Here is a 19,536-nt window from a genome sequence, read left to right on the forward strand (position 1 = left end):
AGGGGGCAAAGCGATGGGCAACGGTAAAAAGGCACTGCGTTTCGGATCGGTTCTGCTGGCATTGACACTCACACTGACAGGATGTACGGGGGGCGGCTCATCGGGCTCCGGAGAAGCCAAAGGGGGCAGCGGCACCTCGGCCGAAGGCGGGGGCAAAGACGCTTACGTGCTCGGCGAAAGTCCGCTGGAGTTTTCGTTCTACGGTCATTACGACTGGTACACGATGCCGAACTGGGGCGAGGACAAAGCGTCGGAATGGATCAAGGCCAACAAGAAGGTCAACGTCGTTCCGATCAGTTCCGGCGGCCAGGCCAAGCAGAAGCTGAGCACGATGATCGTGTCGGGCGAGCTGCCGGACGTGATGTGGATGGAGCGCGGCGCGGATGTCGAGACGCTGCGCAAAGCCGGGGCGATCGTGCCTTTCGACGATTATCTGGACAAATATCCGAATCTCAAAAAATGGGCCGGCGAAGAAACGCTCGATATGCTTCGTTCGGAAGACGGCAAACTGTATCAGTTCCCGAACTGGTATACGACGCAGCCCAACGGCAATGCCGGCTATATGGTCAATAAGAAAATCTACAACGAGCTCGGCAAGCCGTCGCTTGAAACGACCGAAGACCTGTACGCCTATCTGAAGCAGGTCAAAGAAAAATATCCGGACGTCGTGCCGCTCGAAGTCGGGCAGTCCGCCGGAGCGATCGATATCATGACTTCGGCTTTTGCGGAGAACCGTCCTTATCTGTACAGCTCGCTCAGCATGATGGCCGTTCCTTCGGGCGATACGCTGAATTCGGTGTTTACGGACGGGGTATTCCGCGAAACGCTGGTCTACTTCAATCAGCTGTACCGGGACAAACTGATCAGCCAGGACGCTTTTACGCAGCCGCTGGAACAGGTGGAACAGAAGATCATTACCGGCAAAGCGGCCGTCTACGTGGCGTCCAGCCCGACCGAATTCGGGGCTATCGGCAATTCCCTGCTCAGCGAGGAAGATCCGGAAGCAGGCTATATCATGGTCTGGCCAGTGCACAAAGAAGGTCTGGACAAGAACAAAATTTTCCCCGGCACCTACAACCAGCTCGGATGGAACGTCAGCGTTATCTCCAAAACGGCCAAAGATCCCGAAGCGATCTTCGCGTTCCTCGATTGGCTCACAGGGCCGGAAGGCCAGCGGATCAGTATGTGGGGACCGGAAGGCCTGTATTGGGACGGCGTCGACGAAGAGGAAGCGCCGCTGTTTACCGAAGCGTTCACCGCGGATACGAAAGGCCGCGACGAGCTGATGAATTCCACGGTCAATCTGCAGTGGGTCGGCAACACGGTCTACGTGGACAATTCCAAGATGAAGTTCGAAGCCACCCTGCCGGAAGAAAAGAAAAGCTGGGAAACGAAATGGCAGTCGGAGATCACGTGGAAAACGCAGTATGACACGACGGAGTTCGTCAATCTGTCGCCTGCCGGAGATTCGGCGGAAGGCATCATTGCACAAAGCGTCGGCGAAATCTACGAGAAAGCCAAAGCCCAGGCCATCTTGAACGCGGGCAGCGAAGCGGACGTGCTGGCGATTATGGACCAGGCGGAAAAAGACGCGCAGCAGGTCGGTTACGCGAAGCTGCTGGAGTACAAAACGCAAAAGTGGAAAGAGAATCTGGCCAAGCTGGGCCGATAAACCGGTCCGAACGGAAAATAAATACAGACATGCGGAAGCGGCGGTTTGATGGAGGGCAACCAATTTGAATTATTATCTGGGCGTTGACGGCGGAGGCAGCAAGACACTCGCCGTAGTCTGCGACGAAACGGGCCGGATCGCCGGCCGCGCTTCGAGCGGCTGCGGCAACCACCAGCTCGGTGCCGACATCGCCGAACGCCATATCCGGCAGGCGGTAGACGAAGCGCTGGGACAGGCGGGGATCGGCAAAGAGCAGGTGGCGCGCTCCGTATTCGGGCTGGCGGGAGCCGACCGGGAAGCCGATTTCCGGATTCTGCGCCCCATGATCGCAGGGCTTGGATTGGATCGCCACGAGATCGTCTGCGACACGGTGATCGGGCTGCGTGCGGGTACCCGCCAGGCCCATGGAGTCGTCGTGATCTGCGGGACGGGAACCAACTGCTACGGTATTAACCGGCAGGGCGAAGAACTTCAGGTCGGCGGATTCGGATACACGTTCGGCGACTTCGGCGGCGGATCGGATCTGGCCGTCGAAGTATTCCGTTCGGTGATTCGGGCCTGGGAAGGCCGGGAACGGCCGACCCTGCTGGCGGAAGCGGTCCTGCGCCGCCTGGCTATGGGTTCGGAAGAAGAAATGTTCCATCATTATCTGGATACCGGCAGACACATTCCGGCCGATCTGGCGAAGCTGCTGTTCGAAGTGGCGGAATTCGACGAGACGGCCAGAAGCATTCTGGCCAGGCAGGGACGGGAGCTGGGGCGCGCGGCCGGAGCGGTCATCCGCAAGCTGGACATGGAAAGCGACCGGTTCGATCTGGTGATGGCCGGCAGTATTCTGACCCGCGGAGACAGCCGTTATATTGTCCCGTATCTGGACGAAGAGGTACGGGCGGCGGCTCCCGCCTACGAGTTGGGCATTCTGACGCTGGAGCCGGCGGCGGGCGCACTGTTTATGGCGATGAACGAGCAGGGCGGTACGGATGAAGAGATTTATCGCCGGATTCATCAACAATTAAGCGTAAAGGCGGCGAGTGCATGACGCAGCATAAATTGAAAGTGGCGGTGATCGGAGGCGGTTCTTCCTACACCCCCGAGCTGATCGAAGGGTTTATCCTGAATTACGCGACGTTCCCGGTGAAGGAGATCGTGCTGGTCGATATCGAACCGGGTCTGCGCAAGCTGTCCACCGTCGGCCGACTTGCCCAGCGCATGGTCGCCAAATCGGGTCTGCCGATCGAAGTCTCGCTGACCCTGGACCGCCGCTCGGCGTTGAAAGACGCGGACTTCGTCTCGACCCAGATGCGGGTCGGCATGCTGGAAGCCCGCGGCTGGGACGAGACGATCCCGCTCAAATACGGCATGATCGGCCAGGAAACGACGGGACCCGGCGGCATGCTGAAAGCGCTCCGGACCATTCCGGTCCTGCTTGACGTCGCCCGCGACATGGAAGAATTGTGTCCCGATGCCTGGCTGCTCAACTTCACCAATCCGGCCGGCATGGTGACGGAAGCGATCAACAAACACTCGCGGATTCGGACGATCGGTTTGTGCAATTCGCCGATCGCCGCGTACAAGTGGCTGTCGAAGCTGTACGAGGTTCCAACCGAACGCATTTACTGCGAGTTCGCGGGCCTCAATCATCTGCATTATATCAGCCGGATCGAGATCGACGGACAGTCGAAGCTGCCGGAACTGCTGGACGATCGCGACGGTTATTCCGCCCGCAACGTGCCGCAGTACGAATGGAACGGCGCGCTGCTGCGTACGCTTGGCGCGATCCCGTCCTATTACCTGAAATACTTCTATCTGCACCGCGAGCTTCTGGCCGAGCAGCAGGAATTGGCGGCCAAAGGCGAGACCCGGGCGGAAACGGTGCAGCGATTGGAAGACGAATTGTTCGAGCTGTACGAAGACGTCAATCTGGCCGAAAAGCCCAAGCAGCTTGAACAGCGCGGCGGCGCTTATTATTCCGAAGCGGCGGTCAAGCTGATGAACTCGCTCTACAACGACAAAGGCGACATCCAGACGTTGAATGTCGCCAATAACGGCATCCTCGATTTTCTTCCGGACGATGCCTGCATCGAGGTGAACTGCAAAGTCTTGAAGACCGGGCCTGTTCCGGTTCCGGTCGAGATCGTTCCCGAAGCCGCCAAAGGCTTGATCCACGCCGTGAAGACGTACGAACGGCTCGCGATCGAAGCGGCCGTGACCGGCAGCCGCGAACTGGCTCTGACCGCCCTGGCCCATCATCCGCTGGTGCCTTCGGTGAACGACGCCGAAGCGATGCTGGATGAGATGCTGGAGCGCAACAAAGGGTATCTGGGGCGGTTTTTCCGGAATGAAGCGGCTGTTCGTTAGTTTTTCGTTGGTTGTTGGTCGCACTCGATCCTACTCACGGAAGTCTTTAACCCATTTTCGTCAAAAAAGACCTTCGAAGGCGCCTCTTCGAAGGTCTTTGATTTATCGTTCGCCAGCTTATGTCATCGTTTCCAAACCGTCTCATGCGTTCTCATTGATAATAAGGATAAGGTGACCCTTGATTGATTTTCCGTCAACGTAGGCGGAGATTTTAATTTTTTATAACAAAAAGCCCTTCGAAGGGCTTTTGTAATCTTCCTCCTCCAAAAAAACAGGGGAGTGAAGGGTTTGGTTCTCATCCCGGCCAAGAAGTCCGCAGGGCTCTGAAAAAGGCTTAGGGCGGAGGAGAAAGTCCAGTGCAGGAGCGGCAGCGTTCGCCTCTGCAGCCGGGAAGCTTCCTCTTCATCCTTGTCCAATCCGGCTTCCCGACTGCAGCAAGCGACCGGAACGGACTTTCTCCGGAGCCCGCCCCGCCTTCCCCCAGGTCCTTCCGCACAGGATTTTCACCCGCGTCTCACTTCACGACCGTGTCCGTCATCAGATAATCGTCGTCGCAGTCCAGCACCGTCAGTCTGCCGTGGCAGCACGGAAACACCGTCAGCCGCTTGCGGCCGGTATGAATGTCTTCCAGTTCCGAGGGCTTGATCGGCAGCAGGACGTTCTCCGCCCCGCAGAACGGACACTGGGGAACCGTAAGATCGCCCATCAAATGATCGTAAGGCAGTGCTTTTTCAAAAGGGATCATGAGCTTATTCGTTCTCCCCGGTCTTGTCGCTGCCGGTCTTGCTTTCCGCTTCCTGTTTCGCCAGCTCGGCCAGCTTCTGCATCAGGATATGCTGCGGCATATGCATCAGATGTTCGATCGGAACATTCAGCTGTTTGGATAGTTTGATCGCCGTGTCCGGCGAGATTTGCAGAGGTCTCATGATGGATTCCCTCCCGTGTCAGATTTGGCTTCATAAGACGTTTTCGCTATAGTTATACTGTACCATGAGGCCTTATCAAACACCATATAGGCCCATGAACCGATTATGACGCAGCGTTCCGGCCCCTACATTAGGAAGCGAAAGGTGAGGAAGAGCATGAGCAACCGTTTGAGACAGACCTGGGATTTGGAGACGATTTTCCCGGGAGGCTCGGCTTCGGCCGAATTCGATACTTTTCTAAAACAATTGTCGGCTGACGTGGAAGATCTGCAAAAGCGCATAAACGGACTTCAACCTCCGGCCTCCGCCGAACAGACCGCGGCGTTCGATCCGCTGTTTGTCGACGTGCAGAACGTATCCGCAAGGTTCCGTCAGGCGGGCGCATTCGTATCGTGCCTGGGCGCGCAGAATCAGAACGACCAAAAAGCCGGGCAGCTCTCGGCGCGCGTCGGTTCGATCCGTGCCCGCTGGCAGAGCATTGTCGCAACCTTCGACAGCGTGCTGCAGAATACGCCGGATGCCGTCTGGACGGAGTGGATGCAGCAGGAGGCGGTGGCGCCGGTCGCGTTCAATCTCAGCGAGAGCCGCTTGCAGGCGCGCGAGAAGATGACGCCGGAGCTTGAGAGTCTCGCACTCTCGCTCTCGGTCGACGGGTATCAGGGCTGGAGCAGCTTCTACAATACGATCGTTCGCCATGTGCGCGTGAAGTCCGAAGAGAACGGCGAGATCAAGCATCTGTCCGCGGCGCAGGCCGCCAACAAGCTGGGCTCCACCGATCCGAAGCAGCGCGAAGAAATGGGTCGGAACTGGGAGCAGGCGTGGACCGACGTTGAAGATTACTGCGCGGATACGCTCAATCATCTGGCGGGGTTCCGGCTGTCGCTGTACGAGAAACGCGGTTGGGAAAACGTGCTGCGCGAGCCGCTCGAGATCAACCGGATGTCCGCCGAGACTCTCGATACGATGTGGCAGGTCATTACCGACAACAAGCCGGTCTTCGTGGAATATCTGAAACGCAAAGCGCAGCTGCTGAACGTAGAGAAACTCGGCTGGCATGACTTGGATGCGCCGATCGGCGAGTCCGAATCCAAGATCGCCTATGACGACGCGGCCGATCTGATCGTGGAGCAGTTCCGCAGCTTCAGTCCGCGCATGGCGGATTTTGCGCAGCGCGCGTTCGACAACAACTGGATCGAAGCGGAAGACCGGGCGGGCAAACGTCCGGGCGGATTCTGCACGGCGCTTCCGCTGACGAAGGAAACGCGTATCTTCATGACGTACAGCGGCACGGCATCCAATGTCTCGACGCTTGCGCATGAACTGGGCCACGGCTATCATCAGCACGTCATGGACGAACTGCCGGCCTTCAGCCAGCGGTACGCGATGAACGTGGCGGAGACGGCGTCGACGTTCGCGGAGATGATTGTCGCCGATTCCCTGGTGCGCAAAGCGGCGGACGAAGAAGAACGCATGGTGCTGCTCGAAGACAAAATCCAGCGCAGCATCGCCTTTTTCATGAATATTCACGCGCGCTTCCTGTTCGAGACCCGCTTTTACGAGAAACGCCGCCTGGGTCTGCTGACCCCTCAGGATCTGAGCGATCTGATGGTGGAAGCGCAGGAAGAAGCGTTCTGCGGCGCGCTGAGCGATTATCATCCGCATTTCTGGGCTTCCAAGCTGCATTTCTACAATACGGGCGTTCCGTTCTACAACTTCCCGTACACGTTCGGCTATCTGTTCAGCACGGGCATCTATGCGCAGGCGCAGCGGGAAGGTACCGGCTTTGCGGAGAAATACGACGCGCTGCTGCTCGATACCGGCCGTATGGCCGTCGAAGAACTGGCTGCCAAACATTTGGGCGTGGATCTGACAAAAGCGGACTTTTGGCAGGCGGCAGTCGACGTAAGTGTGTCGGACGTCCGAACTTTTCTGGATATGACCGCATCCAAAGTCGGGCAAAGCCGATAAAAAAGAATCGAAAACGCGAAAGAGCCTCAAAATTTAGTTAAAATTTGTATGGATATCAAAAACGAAAACTCGAAAAAAGGCGATCAGGAGTCGAATCTGATCGTCTTTTGTTTGATTATAGTTGAAAACCGGCTGTTATTTTTGAGCGAATAGTTATATATAACCAATTATTGCCTGTTGTATTGAAGCGGAGAATTTATGGCTCTATAATGAGTCTTAAGCGCTACATACCGGTATAGAAGCTGCAAGTAAAAGGTACTTAAGAAACACCAATGATAAGGGGGACTAGCATGTTTGTCGTTAACGAATACTCGCTTCCCAGACAGCTCGATATCGTATTCAAGGAATTGAGCGAAGAACTTTTGGGTCTGGAAGCCGGAACGGTATTCATCCAGATTCGCAACAACGTCGTCGGCAAATTCGGAATTCGCCATACGCCGCTCGCAGGTCGGGACGGACATGTGGAAGGGCCGGAACGGGGACTGAACGAACATCAGCTCCGGGCTTTCCGCAATATGGCTATCGAATCGCTCAACTATAAGAAGAGTTGGACGCATGGCGAGATCAATTATGATTTTGCGATCCGCAAAGCCGCGGTGGTCGTCGACGCCCAGTTCGAATCGAACTACAACATGGCCAGCAGCATGATCCGCTACCCGAAACAGGCTTACAAGGAAGCTCGCTCCGAGCTTTCCTGAAAGCCGATTCAAGGCACGAGTCCCCTCGCGGAAAGGGAGCCAAGAGGAGACCCGGCGGAGTCGAAGAATTGACAAAGTACGATCTCAACTTTATGATGGGGAACAAACCAATGCAACAAAGCGATGACGGGGACAAGTAAGCGGGAGAAGCTTTCTTCAGAAAGCCGGCGGATGATGCGAGCCGGCGGAAGCCTCCTGTCCGAATGGACCCTTGAGCGCCGAGCCGAACCGGAAGCCCGACTTCCTCAATAGGCCGGCCGGCCTGCGTTCTCCGTTACCGGAACGTTCAAGATCGGTTACGTGTACGCGGTGCGTTTTGCACAGCTTACGCCTGTTTATCCCGGGGATACCCTGTGCAATACGCACAACGGATAAACCCGTTTATCCTAGGAATATCCTGTGCAATACGCACAACGGATAAACCCGTTTATCCTAGGAATATCCTGTGCGATAACGCACAATGGATAAACGGTAAATCGATGAATAAGGGTGGTACCACGGTCTCACGTCCCTTGCGGATGCGGGGCCTTTTTGCGTTCGAACAGTCCGCCGCAGTACGCGGCGGGCCAACCAGAAACGGAGGAAGAACAATCATGAAAAAGGTCTTATCGGGCATCCAGCCCAGCGGTCAGCTGACGATCGGCAACTATATCGGGGCCATCAAGAATTTCGTTAACCTGCAGCACGATCACGAATGTTTCTTCTCGGTCGTCGATCTGCATGCCATTACGGTCCCTCAGGATCCGGCCGCGCTGCGCGAGCAGTCCGAATCGGTGGCGACCCTGTATGCGGCAGCCGGAATCGATCCGGAGAAAGCCCATATCTTCATGCAGTCCCATGTCCCGCAGCACGCGGAGCTCGGATGGTTGATGACGACGCTGACCGGGATGGGCGAGCTGGAGCGGATGACGCAGTTCAAAGACAAGTCCGAAGGCAAAGGCTCGGTCGGAGCCGGTTTGTTTGTCTATCCTTCGCTGATGGCGGCGGACATTCTGCTGTACCAGGCCGATCTGGTTCCGGTCGGCGAAGACCAGAAGCAGCATCTCGAACTGACCCGCGATCTGGCCGGCCGTTTCAATTCCCGCTTCGGCGATTTCTTTACCGTGCCGGAACCGTATATCCCGAAAGTCGGCGCGCGGGTGATGGGCCTGGACGACGCTTCCAAAAAAATGAGCAAAAGCAGCGCGAACGCGGGCAGTTATATTGCCCTGCTCGATCCGCCGGATGTTATCCGCAAAAAATTCAGCCGTGCGACGACCGATTCGGGCAGCGAAGTACGCTACGACCCGGCGAACAAACCGGAAGTCAGCAACCTGATGGGCATTTATGCGGAATGTACAGGCCGGACGCTTCAGCAGGTACAGGAACATTTCGAAGGCAAGATGTACGGCGCATTCAAAAAAGAACTGGGCGAAGCCGTCGTCTCGGTGCTGGAACCGCTGCAGCAGCGCTACCATGAGATCCGCGAGTCGGGCGAAATCAAGCGGATTCTGGCCAAAGGCGCGGAACGTGCCGAAGCCGTAGCCGAAGAAACCATGAAGGGCGTACGCGAACGGATGGGTTTTCTGCCTAAAGGTTAATCCAATCGGACCTTTTCAAATGGATTCTTACATTAAAATGTAAAAGGGCAAACGCCTATTGAAGCAAAGCGGACAAACCAAAAGCCGCTGCCTCGTCGATCGACGAAGCGGCGGCTTTTGATTTGTCGGGTAAACCTGTTCGGTTCCGGCTCAAGCAAGCGCTCTCAAATGCCGGCTTGACGGCTGCCCGAATTCGGATGCAAAGCGGGTCCGTTCATCGACCTTCGCTTCGAACGCGGTCCGTCCACTAGACGAGCGGCTTTTCCTGGCGCGGTTGGGCAGTGCCCGTTTTACGCTGGATGCGGGCTTTGGTAATAAATCCCCAGCCGATATTGAGTACAGCGACAATCCCTACTCCAAGAGCCAGCCATGCGCTTTCGTTAATCAGGATCGCGCAGAGGGTGATAAGAGCCATCGAGGATACGGCAAACCACAAGGCAAGACCTTTATTCATCGAACAACCTCCGTTTTAAATTGGACTTTGTTTCAGTATACCCTTTCCAAGAAAATTCCACATCTTTTTTGAAGAATGTCTTGAAAAGCTCATGAAATTGTCAAATTATCGAACTTGTTTCGGGAATCGTTGGCAATCCAAGGGGGCTTTGATATGATAAATTTCATAGCGATGCCTTTTCTCGACTTATTGAAGGTCGATTTTAGTCTTTATCGGAACACCAAAGGAGGAATGACAAGCGTGGGCAAACCGTTAAATTATGCAGCCTCGGAAGCCGCCCCTATCCCGGATGACGCGGATACGCGGATTACCTGGAGAGATTTCGTCACACTCGCCAAACCGGGCATTCTGCGCTCCAACCTGTTCGTGACGCTCGCGGGCTTCTGGCTGGCTTCGCAGTGGAATATCAACTGGGCCAATCTGATTGCGACACTGGCCGGCACGATGCTGATCGTCGGCGCATCCGGCGTCTTCAACAACTATCTCGACCGCGAAATGGATACCAAAATGGAACGGACCAAGAATCGCGCGCTGCCGACCGGCCGAATCGCACCGGGAGTCGTCCTGACTTACGGAATCGTTCTGGGCGTCCTGGGACTGGCCATTTTGTTCGGCTTCTGCGGAGTGCTGACCGGCATCTGCGGCGCGATCGGCATGTTCGCTTACGTGGTCCTGTACACGATGTGGCTGAAACGCACATCGACCTGGAGCACGTCGCTCGGCGGAATATCCGGTGCCATGCCGCCGGTGATCGGCTACGTCGCCGTGACCAACCGCATCGATATGGGAGCCGTTCTGCTGTTCCTGTGGATGTTCCTGTGGCAGCCGCCGCATTTCTGGGCACTCGGCATCCGCCGCGTCGAAGAATACCGCGCAGCGGGCTTCCCGATTCTGCCTGTTGTCAAAGGCATTCGCCGTACCCAGTGGCAGATGCTTCCTTATATCGTGCTGCTGATTCCGGTGCCGATCTTGATGTACGCATACGGTTATGTCGGCATGATCTTCACGGCCGCTTCGGTTGCGATTACCGTGCTTTGGCTGTATTTTGCGGTTAAAGGATTGGCCAAAGGCCAGGATCCCGATGCATGGGGCAAAAAAGTGTTCATGTATTCCATCTATTATATGATGGTGACCTTCCTGCTGATGATTATCGATACGGCGCACTGATCGGATGAGGCGCTTATAGTATCCTTTCAACTCTTCATCCGAGGTTTACGTTTTCCTGAAACGCACACGCTTTAGGTGCGATTCAGGGGAGCGTACCCTTACCTTTAGTGTTGACAAGGTAATAGAGCCGTTCTTCGCTCCAATCGGAGAGGAGGGCGGCTTTGTCTTTGTGCACAGCTGCCGGTTCTTCTCAAGATGGAGGAGTCCGATCCGCGGAAAGATTTCGGCGGCGCTCGGTTTCCGCTTCCGGCTTGAGCATGGGCTCGGGATACCGGATAAACTCTTCCAGCCCGGCTTTCTCCAACTGCTGGACGGCATACTCGTCCGGCGTGCCTTCGACCCCGGCATAACCGCGGCGCGTATACATATGGTCCGCATCCGGAAACAGATCGGACAGCAGCGCCCGGATCTTCCGGCCCGAGGAATCGTTGTCGAGGAACAAGAAGACTTCGTCGTCGCGCGCTTCCCGATACAGCGACTCCAGCCTGGCGGAGTTCGGGGTGCCGAACGTGCACAAAATCCGGATATTTTCTTCCAGCAGCCGCCGAAGCTTGCTGCGGTCGTTTTTGCCTTCTACGATGACGGTAATCGGCATAAGGGTTGGCCTCCTGCTGCAATCGGATCGCATGTTTTTGTTTATTTTACCGGCCTGCGCAGCGGAATGCAAAAGCCCGTGGGGAAGAATCCTTCGAAAGCTGACAGAGGGCCTTTTATTCCTGTATAATTGAAAAGCGCCGGATGGCTCCGGAACCATTGAGCCGGGTGCCGAAAGAAGAACAAAGAACGAAGAAGGAAGAACGGAGGTTGGGCCTGAATGAATACGGAAGTCTGGTTCGAATTCGCCAGGCAGAACTGGTTGATTCTTCTCATCGCGCTGGTAGCGGTCCTGCTGGTCATAAATATAATCAAAACCATGCTGAAATGGGCAATTGCGATCGTGATCGTCGTGGCGCTTGCCGTCTACAGCGGAGTGTCGCTCGGTCAAATCCAAGATACGGCAGCGGGTGTAAAAGACGAAGCGGTAGCCAAGCTGCAGGGGGAAGCCTTGAAGATGCTGAAATCCGAAGCCTCGGAAGCTGTGTTTAAAAAAACGGCGGACGGTTCTTTTACCGTAGAAACACCGAGTCTCAAGCTGGAAGGAAAGCCGAACGCACCTGTCGTGCAGGTCGCGTACCGCGGCGTGCCTCTCGGCGAATGGGAACGCGGCGAACAGGTGAATGCGCTGATCCGCGCGGCGCAGAGCCGCAAATGAGGCGGCGCAGGGGACACACGCGGTCCGCGCGTCCAATAGCCGGGAGGTGGGTTTCCCGATGAATCTGGATCTTCTCAGTCTGCTGCTGTTGGCCGTCCTGCTGCTATCTGCTGTTCATGGCTCCGTGCTTGGAACCAAAAGGATGGCGGCGGGTCTCGGAAGCATGGTCGGACGGCTGCTGCTGCGGGTGCTGAGTATTCTGGCCGCGCTGCTTCTCGCCGGATGGGTCTCTCCGTACGCGCGGGATTGGGCCGATCGGACTGTGCTGGACATGCCGGTCGGCGAGCTGCCGAAGTGGAAGGAAATCGGATATTCGCTGCTTGGCTTTGTTTCCGAATTTTCACTGCTTCGGATTGTGCTGCTGTTCGCGCTGATCTATCCGGTCTGTCTGGCGGCGCTTGCGCTGCTGGGCAGATGGCGGACGCCTACGGAAGAACCGCCGAAGAGAAAGAGCAAACGCCGCAGCGGCGGAACGTTCATGGACCGGGTCGGCGGAGCCGGGCTTGGCCTGGTGGCCGGAGTCTGGAGAAGCCTGCTGCTGCTGGCGCTGCTGTTCGTCAGCGTCTCTCTGCTGCCCAAAAGTCCGGTGAGCCCTTATACCGAAGCTTCGCCGGTGTATCGCGCCGTGTCCCAGCATGTATTCGAACCGGCGGCGGGCGAATGGATCAGCGGCAAACTGCCGGTACTGACCGCGTCGGCCGCCGAAGAACTGGACAGTATCCTTCAGCGGAAATACGAAGTGATCGACCGGAATATTCCGGCCGATATCGGACAAGCCGCCATTAAGATTGCGGAAACGGGCAGTGAGCAAGAAAAGGCCGAGAAGCTGTACGACTGGGTCGGCAGCCGGATCCGATACGATTACGATAAAGTCGGCGCCTATGAGAATGAAGGCATCTGGCACGAACAGACGCCGCGCGATACGTACGATACGCGCCGCGGCGTCTGTATCGATTATGCCCGTCTGTATGCCGTTATGGCCCGCTCCGCCGGACTCCAGGTTCGCGTCGTAACCGGACTTGGGGCGGATGGCAGAGGCGGCTACGGCTCGCATGCCTGGAACGAAGTCTATATACCGGATGAAAAGCGCTGGATCGAACTCGATCCGACCTGGGCATCCGGAGGAGATTGGTTCGATCGCGATAATTTCGCCGATACCCATATCAAGCAGAGTGTGCTGTAACTAAGTTACTGCCCTGCGGTCAAGGAACATCAAGAGGAGGCGCCCATGAAAGTGCAGGATAAAGACCGGGAAAACGAGATGCGCCGACAGCGCGGCTTCGGACTGCGGCTCAATTTGTTTTTTTTCAGCGTATTCGTCATCTTTTCCGTGATTATCGTCCGGACAGCCATGCTTCAGTTCGTCGAAGGTCCCCAATTGAAACAGGAAGCGGTCAGCCGGGTGACGCGGGATATTCCGATGCAGCCGATCCGCGGAAACATTCTGTCGGCGGAAGGCATTCCGATCGCATACTCCAAGCCTGTTCAGACGCTGTACGCGACGCCGTTGAAGAACTTTTCGAACAACGACGAGAAAGGTCTCAAGAATCGGCCGGAACTCAAAAAAGCCGTCAACGAGCTGCTGCTCAAATTCAAAGAATTGAATCCGTCCGGCGAACAGCCGACGCTTGAAGAAATGTTGAGCCGGGATCGGCTTGATCTGGAGAATGTCAGACATTACGGCTACACGCCGCGTAAAATCAGAACAGACTTGACGGAAGCCGAAGTCGCTTATTTCAAAGAGCATAAAAATGAATTTAAGGGCATCTTGATGCTGGACGTCGTCGAAGAAGCGACCCGGGAGTACGATGCCGATTCGGTTGCGGTACAGACGGTCGGTTATTTGTCGAAGTTCAAAAGCGTTAGAGAAAATAAAAATTTCCCGTTCTATCAAAAAATTTATAAAGCCCAGGCTTCAGGAGCCGATCCTTCCATTCAATACCAGGAAGACGAGATTGTCGGATATTACGGGCTTGAACAGCAGTATCAGGAATACCTGCGCGGCAAAAACGGCTATAAACGAATCGAGATTACGCCGCAAAGTATGGCCAAGGAAGGCGGAACCGAAGAAATCGTCGCGCCGGAAAAAGGCAATACGGTCTGGATGAACATCAATAAATCGATTCAGACCCAGACGGAAAAAGCGATCGCCGATCAAATACAGATTTTGAGAGGCAAACACCCGTATGTTTCGACCGGATTTGCCGTGGCGATGGAAGTCGATACGGGCAATGTGGTGGCAATGGCCAGCATGCCGGACTTTGATGCCAATGTTTATAAGACAGGCAGTGTATCCGGTGATGATTTTAATCAAATCGAGAATCTCTACATCAACGGCACGATTCGGGCAAAAGCGCCGGACGATCAGCGGAATAAGGCTGAATCCGTCGTGTATCTGGGTTCGACGATCAAGCCTTTATCCGTGCTGATCGGATTGAAAGAAGGGTTTTTCGGCACGGGCACGGGATATACGGATAGAGGTTACGCCGAAATCGGGAAAACCAATACGCGAATCCAAAATGCCGGAGGACACGTGATCGGTTGGATTTATCCTTGGGAAGCGATCGCGGAATCTTCCAATGCTTTTATGATTGATGAAATTGGAAAGCCGATGTTGAGCAAGTACGGTTCCAAGGTAACACAAGTGTGGAGCGATTATATGAAGCAGTTCGGCCTGGGCGTGGAAACGAAAGTCGACCTGCCCGGCGAACAAATGGGGACGGAAGACTTTATGAAAGAAGTAAGCGGCAGTTTGCTCACCCGTATGGCGTATGCTTCTTTTGGTCAGCAGGGGAAGTATACGACGATGCAGTTGGCTCAATATACGGTGATGTTGGCGAATCGCGGAGAACGTCTCAAGCCGCATATCGTTGGCAAAATCACGGATTCGGAAGGCGGAACCGTCAAGGAATTCGGACGCGAAGTGATCGGAAAAGCAGAATTTAGCGATGAGTATTGGGACACGGTTCAAAAAGGTATGGCTACCGATGTAAAAGATGCATTTGGCGATTTTGCCTATAAAGATAATTTTGCACGGAAAACGGGTACTTCTACGCAATGGATTCGAAATCAAAATATCGATAACGGCGTATTCATCGCTTACGCTCCGCGCGATAACCCGAAGCTCGCCGTGGCGGTTGTCGTACCGGAAGGCGGCTTCGGCTCCCAGAGTGCGGCGCCGATTGCGCGCAAGATCTTCGATGCATACGATTACGAGTACGGCCTGGACGGCAACCCGAAAAAATTGCAGCCCAAAACGAATGAAGACGGCACTCCGGTAGACGGAGCCGCTGTGCAAAATCCGTAAGAACCAACAAATTTCGGAACCCCGAAGGGCGCTCTACCGAAGAGCGCCCTTCGCCGACGAAGGAGGATGGGATGAGAATCTGGTCAAGGGAAGAGCAGGACGATTATCGCAAACGCCGAACTTTCAACGTGCGGATGAGCCTGTTCTTTTTCACCGTATTTGTCGTATTTGCCATCATTATTGTGCGCACGGCCGCCCTGCAGTTCGTAGAAGCTCCAAGGCTTCAGAAGGAAGCCGAAGAACGCGCTACGCAGGATATTCCGATGAAGCCGGTCCGCGGCACGATCTTTTCGGCGGACAGAGCGAAGCTGGCTTACTCGGAGCCTACGCAGTCGCTCTACATTACGTTTGAGAAGGACTTCAGCAAAGGCCAAGGACTAAAGGAGCGGCCGAAGCTGGATGCTGTACTTCAAGAGGTTTTGGATACGTTCAACGAAAAAGGAGACCCAACAATCGTTAATCCGACGATGGAGCAGCTGGTCGATAAAGACTTTCTTGATATGGACAATGTGAACAGCTACGGTTATTCCGCCCGACTTGCCAAAGTAGGTTTGAGTGATGACGAAGTCGCTTACTTCAAAGAAAATAAAAACAAATATAAAGGAATTCTGACGTTCGACGTTGTGGAAGAAACTCTTCGGCGCTACGATCCGGATACGGTCGCCGTTCAGACGATCGGGTATGTGAAAAAATTCGACTCGGTAAGCGGAAAAGACAGCAAAATCGATTTTTACAAAAAGATCGCAGCCGGACTCAAAAAACAGAAGGACGAAGGATTGATGTACAGCCGGACGGAAAATGTCGGATACTTTGGTCTTGAGCAGCAGTACCAGACAGTACTGCGCGGCAAGAACGGTTACCGCAAGATCGGTGTGAGCGCACAGAATACCGCTCAGGGAGTAGAGGAAGTCGTGGCTCCCGTCAAAGGCAATAATATTTGGAGTACAATCAATAAAAGTATACAGATCCAAACAGAAAAAGCGATGTCTAAACAGTTGTCGAAGCTGCCCAACGCGATTTCGGCTTCGGCCGTCGCCATGGAGATCGATACCGGCAATGTGGTTGCGATGGCGAATATGCCCGATTTCGATGCGAATGTTTATCGGACAGGATCGATCAGCGATGCCAACTACAAAGCCGTAGAATATCTTTACTTAAATGGAGCAATTCGCTCCAAGCCGACCGATGATACAGGTAAAAAAGCGGAGTCGGTCGTTTATCTCGGCTCCACAATCAAGCCTTTATCGGTATTGATCGGACTGGAAGAAGGACTCATTTCGCTTGGGACGACTTATAACGATACCGGAATCGCGGAATACGGCAAAGGCACCGATAAGATCCGTAACGCCGGCAGCCATCCGTACGGTTCTTTAAATCCCATCACAGCCATTGAGCACTCATCCAATACGTTTATGGTCAAAAAGATCGGCGAGCCGCTGTATCTCCGTGACGGCGTTAAGTCACTCGAAGTGTGGGATAAATATATGAAAGAGTTCGGACTTGGCGTCAAAACGGGTATCGATTTGCCGGGTGAGTGGACCGGCACAGCCGATTATTTCGACGCTAACGATGAGAGCAGCACCTTGTCCAAGATGGTATTTGCTTCGTTTGGACAAAAAGGAAAATATACGGCGATCCAGCTTGCGCAGTACACGGCGATGCTGGCGAACCGGGGCTCTCGTGTTCAGCCGCATTTGGTGAGTAAGATTACGGACCCTACAGGAAAAGTCGTCAAACAGGCAAAATATACCGTGCTGAACAAAGTCGATTTTCCTGATTCATATTGGGACGCGATCCAAAACGGGATGAAAACGAAAGTCGACGATTCGTTCGGGGACTTCGCTTACAAAGATAATTTCGCACGCAAAACGGGAACATCCACGCAGGACGTAAACGGCCGTCACGTCGACAACGGCGTCTTCATCGCCTACGCTCCGCGCGACAACCCGAAGCTGGCCGTCGCCGTTATGGTGCCGGAAGGCGGATTCGGGTCGGAGAGCGCCGCGCCGATCGCACGCGCGATTTTTGACGCTTACGACGAAGAGTACGGGCTCGACGGTACTCCGAAGAAAGAAGAAGCTCAAAATGCCGATGGCGAGGCAGCGGCGAACGGCCAATAAACGTCTTTGCCGATTTGGGCAGGAAGGGTTCTGCCGCGGAAAAAGCCCGCTTTCTACGGAAAGCGGGCTTTTTCTCGTCTTTTTCAACCGGCGGTTCCGACGGGACTTGCTTTTTCCCTTTTTTTATCTTAAAATTTGCCCTAAGGAAACATTTTTAGTGTAAAGAAATAAAGAGTCACCAAGAAAACAATTTAGCGTATGGAAAAGTTTACAGAGAAAAATCGGAGAACCCGGTATCGGGCCGATTCGGGAAGGAGACCACGATGCACACGAATAAGAAACGTATGCGAATAAGGTTGATGCTGCCGGCCCTGCTGCTTATGGCTCTGCTGGCCGGCTGCTCCGGCAGCGGCAGCGCGCAGGGGACAAGCGAAGACGGCAGGGTGCTCGTCACGGCAACCACCGGCATGATCGGCGATGCGGCCCGGGAAATCGGCGGCGATCTCGTCGAAGTGACGACGCTGATGGGGCCGGGCGTGGATCCTCATCTGTTCAAAGCTTCGCAGGGAGATATCCGCAAGCTGGACCGGGCGAAGATCGTGTTCTACGGCGGGCTGCATCTGGAAGGCAATATGGAGCGCATTCTGGAGAAAATGGCGCAGCAGAAAACGGTCGTCGCGGTTACGGAGAATATGCCCAAGGACCGGCTGCTCGGCTCGGAAGGCAGCGAAGAGTACGATCCGCATGTGTGGTTCGATGTGAATCTCTGGAAGACGGCGGCCGAATCGGTGCGCGATACGCTTATTGCCGAAGATCCGGCAAACGAAGCGGCTTACCGCGAGCAGGGCGAACGCTATCTGCGGGAGCTTGAAGAGCTGGATGCCTACGTGCGGGAACGCATGCTGGAAATCCCGGAGAAAGGACGCGTACTGGTGACAGCCCATGATGCGTTCGGATACTTCGGTCAGGCTTACGGCGTAGAAGTGGTCGGACTGCAGGGGATCAGCACGGCGGCCGAGTTCGGAGCCCGCGACGTCAGCGCGCTGCGCGATTATCTGGTCGAACGCGGGATCCAAGCCGTATTCGTCGAATCGAGCCTGCCGGCCCGTTCGATGGAAGCGATCGTAGCGGGTGCCGCCCGGCAGGGACATGAAGTGGTGATCGGCGGGGAATTGTTCTCCGACGCCATGGGCGAACCGGGAACGCAGGAAGGCACTTATCTGGGAATGATCCGGCATAACGCCGATACGATTGCGGAAGCTTTGAAATAATAGAGACGGAGAGACCCGGAGGAGGATACACGAATATGAACAGGGAAACGAAGCGGGAAACGGCCGCCGCGCCGCTCAGCGTAACAGGCATGACGGTCGCCTATCAGAAAAAAGCCGTAGTTGAAAACGTAAGCTTTACGCTGCCGGAAGGCCGGCTGGTCGCTTTGATCGGACCCAACGGAGCGGGCAAGTCGACGCTGCTCAAAGCCGTGCTCGGCTTGGTGCCTTCGATCTCCGGCTCTGTCGCGATCTACGGCGATACGTACAAAAAGATGCGCAGCCGCGTAGGCTATGTGCCGCAGCGGGAATCGGTCGATTGGGACTTTCCGACGGATGCGCTCGACGTCGTAATGATGGGCCGCTACGGCCATCTGGGCTGGATCAAACGTCCGGGGCGCAAAGAAAAGGAATTGGCGATGAACACGCTCGAGAAAGTAGGCATGGCCGACTTTGCGAGACGTCAGATCAGCCAGCTGTCCGGCGGGCAGCAGCAGCGCGTCTTTCTGGCCCGGGCACTGGCGCAGGAAGCGGATCTGTACGTCATGGACGAGCCGTTCGCCGGCGTCGACGCCGCAACGGAGAAAGCGATCATCGCGCTGCTCGGCGAACTGAAGCGCGCCGGCAAGACGGTACTGGTCGTGCATCACGACCTGTCGACCGTGGAAGAGTATTTCGACCATGTGCTGCTGCTCAACAAAAAACTGATTGCCGCGGGTTCTGTCGAGACGACCTTTACGCCGCAGCTGCTGCACGAGACCTACGGAGGCAAACTTGCGATCGTCAGCTCGGGCGGCCGGGAAGCGCTGGTCGGCGAATGAAGGCG

At 55.3% G+C, this 19,536-nt stretch carries 17 protein-coding genes; 13 read left to right on the forward strand and 4 right to left on the reverse strand.

The window, feature by feature from the left end; all coding sequences use genetic code 11:
• Positions 1–13: 13 nt before the first annotated feature.
• The 3 genes from HOP44_RS16875 (at position 14) to HOP44_RS16885 (ending at position 4,030) form a co-directional block, all read left to right on the forward strand.
• On the forward strand, positions 14–1,672 hold the full coding sequence (locus tag HOP44_RS16875; RefSeq protein WP_172255411.1) for an extracellular solute-binding protein: 1,659 nt from the start codon (positions 14–16) through the stop codon (positions 1,670–1,672).
• A 64-nt stretch (positions 1,673–1,736) separates the two neighbouring features.
• Positions 1,737–2,711: an N-acetylglucosamine kinase gene (locus tag HOP44_RS16880; RefSeq protein WP_172255412.1), complete on the forward strand. Its 975-nt coding sequence runs from the start codon at positions 1,737–1,739 to the stop codon at positions 2,709–2,711.
• Entirely contained in the window at positions 2,708–4,030 is a 1,323-nt protein-coding gene (locus HOP44_RS16885) for a 6-phospho-beta-glucosidase (protein WP_172255414.1), read from the forward strand. The genes HOP44_RS16880 and HOP44_RS16885 overlap by 4 nt, the downstream gene beginning before the upstream one ends.
• Positions 4,031–4,544: 514 nt before the next feature.
• On the opposite strand, the gene HOP44_RS16890 is transcribed toward HOP44_RS16885, so the two are convergent.
• Both HOP44_RS16890 and HOP44_RS16895 read right to left on the reverse strand, forming a co-directional pair.
• Positions 4,545–4,775 (reverse strand): hypothetical protein, encoded by a 231-nt coding sequence (locus HOP44_RS16890; RefSeq protein WP_141447133.1) that lies wholly within the window; start codon positions 4,773–4,775, stop codon positions 4,545–4,547.
• A gap of 4 nt (positions 4,776–4,779) precedes the next feature.
• The gene (locus HOP44_RS16895; protein WP_172255415.1) at positions 4,780–4,956 is read right to left on the reverse strand and encodes a YycC family protein; all 177 of its coding nucleotides are present in this window, start codon (positions 4,954–4,956) and stop codon (positions 4,780–4,782) included.
• 156 nt (positions 4,957–5,112) lie between these two features.
• Here HOP44_RS16895 and HOP44_RS16900 point away from each other — a divergent pair, with 156 nt between their 5' ends.
• The 3 genes from HOP44_RS16900 (at position 5,113) to trpS (ending at position 9,202) form a co-directional block, all read left to right on the forward strand.
• Positions 5,113–6,924, forward strand: coding sequence for a M3 family oligoendopeptidase (locus tag HOP44_RS16900; protein WP_172255417.1), 1,812 nt, complete (start codon positions 5,113–5,115; stop codon positions 6,922–6,924).
• 290 nt (positions 6,925–7,214) lie between these two features.
• The gene (locus tag HOP44_RS16905; protein ID WP_172255418.1) at positions 7,215–7,622 is read left to right on the forward strand and encodes an O-methyltransferase; all 408 of its coding nucleotides are present in this window, start codon (positions 7,215–7,217) and stop codon (positions 7,620–7,622) included.
• Positions 7,623–8,215: 593 nt separating this feature from the next.
• Complete coding sequence (gene trpS, locus HOP44_RS16910) at positions 8,216–9,202, forward strand: tryptophan--tRNA ligase (protein WP_172255420.1); 987 nt, start codon at positions 8,216–8,218, stop codon at positions 9,200–9,202.
• A gap of 247 nt (positions 9,203–9,449) precedes the next feature.
• Here trpS and HOP44_RS16915 read toward each other — a convergent pair whose 3' ends face one another.
• On the reverse strand, positions 9,450–9,656 hold the full coding sequence (locus HOP44_RS16915; protein WP_172199505.1) for a hypothetical protein: 207 nt from the start codon (positions 9,654–9,656) through the stop codon (positions 9,450–9,452).
• A gap of 240 nt (positions 9,657–9,896) precedes the next feature.
• Between HOP44_RS16915 and cyoE the strand changes: the two genes are divergently transcribed.
• The gene (gene cyoE / locus HOP44_RS16920; protein WP_172255422.1) at positions 9,897–10,823 is read left to right on the forward strand and encodes a heme o synthase; all 927 of its coding nucleotides are present in this window, start codon (positions 9,897–9,899) and stop codon (positions 10,821–10,823) included.
• A 190-nt stretch (positions 10,824–11,013) separates the two neighbouring features.
• Here cyoE and HOP44_RS16925 read toward each other — a convergent pair whose 3' ends face one another.
• On the reverse strand, positions 11,014–11,418 hold the full coding sequence (locus HOP44_RS16925) for a toprim domain-containing protein (protein WP_172255424.1): 405 nt from the start codon (positions 11,416–11,418) through the stop codon (positions 11,014–11,016).
• A gap of 219 nt (positions 11,419–11,637) precedes the next feature.
• Here HOP44_RS16925 and HOP44_RS16930 point away from each other — a divergent pair, with 219 nt between their 5' ends.
• From HOP44_RS16930 to HOP44_RS16955, 6 genes are all read left to right on the forward strand, one after another.
• Entirely contained in the window at positions 11,638–12,075 is a 438-nt protein-coding gene (locus HOP44_RS16930) for an ATPase (RefSeq protein WP_172255425.1), read from the forward strand.
• A 58-nt stretch (positions 12,076–12,133) separates the two neighbouring features.
• Positions 12,134–13,258 carry a transglutaminase domain-containing protein gene (locus tag HOP44_RS16935; RefSeq protein ID WP_172255426.1) on the forward strand — a complete coding sequence of 375 codons (1,125 nt, stop codon included), beginning with the start codon at positions 12,134–12,136 and terminating at the stop codon, positions 13,256–13,258.
• Between the two features lie 45 nt (positions 13,259–13,303).
• Entirely contained in the window at positions 13,304–15,382 is a 2,079-nt protein-coding gene (locus HOP44_RS16940) for a peptidoglycan D,D-transpeptidase FtsI family protein (RefSeq protein ID WP_172255427.1), read from the forward strand.
• 71 nt (positions 15,383–15,453) lie between these two features.
• A complete protein-coding gene (locus HOP44_RS16945; RefSeq protein ID WP_172255428.1) occupies positions 15,454–17,502 on the forward strand; it encodes a peptidoglycan D,D-transpeptidase FtsI family protein in 2,049 nt (682 codons plus the stop codon).
• A 263-nt stretch (positions 17,503–17,765) separates the two neighbouring features.
• Entirely contained in the window at positions 17,766–18,713 is a 948-nt protein-coding gene (locus tag HOP44_RS16950) for a metal ABC transporter solute-binding protein, Zn/Mn family (protein ID WP_281367807.1), read from the forward strand.
• Positions 18,714–18,748: 35 nt separating this feature from the next.
• The gene (locus HOP44_RS16955) at positions 18,749–19,531 is read left to right on the forward strand and encodes a metal ABC transporter ATP-binding protein (protein WP_172255429.1); all 783 of its coding nucleotides are present in this window, start codon (positions 18,749–18,751) and stop codon (positions 19,529–19,531) included.
• Positions 19,532–19,536 lie beyond the last annotated feature (5 nt).

It is taken from the genome of Saccharibacillus deserti (genome assembly GCF_013618475.1).
Lineage (GTDB): Bacteria > Bacillota > Bacilli > Paenibacillales > Paenibacillaceae > Saccharibacillus > Saccharibacillus deserti.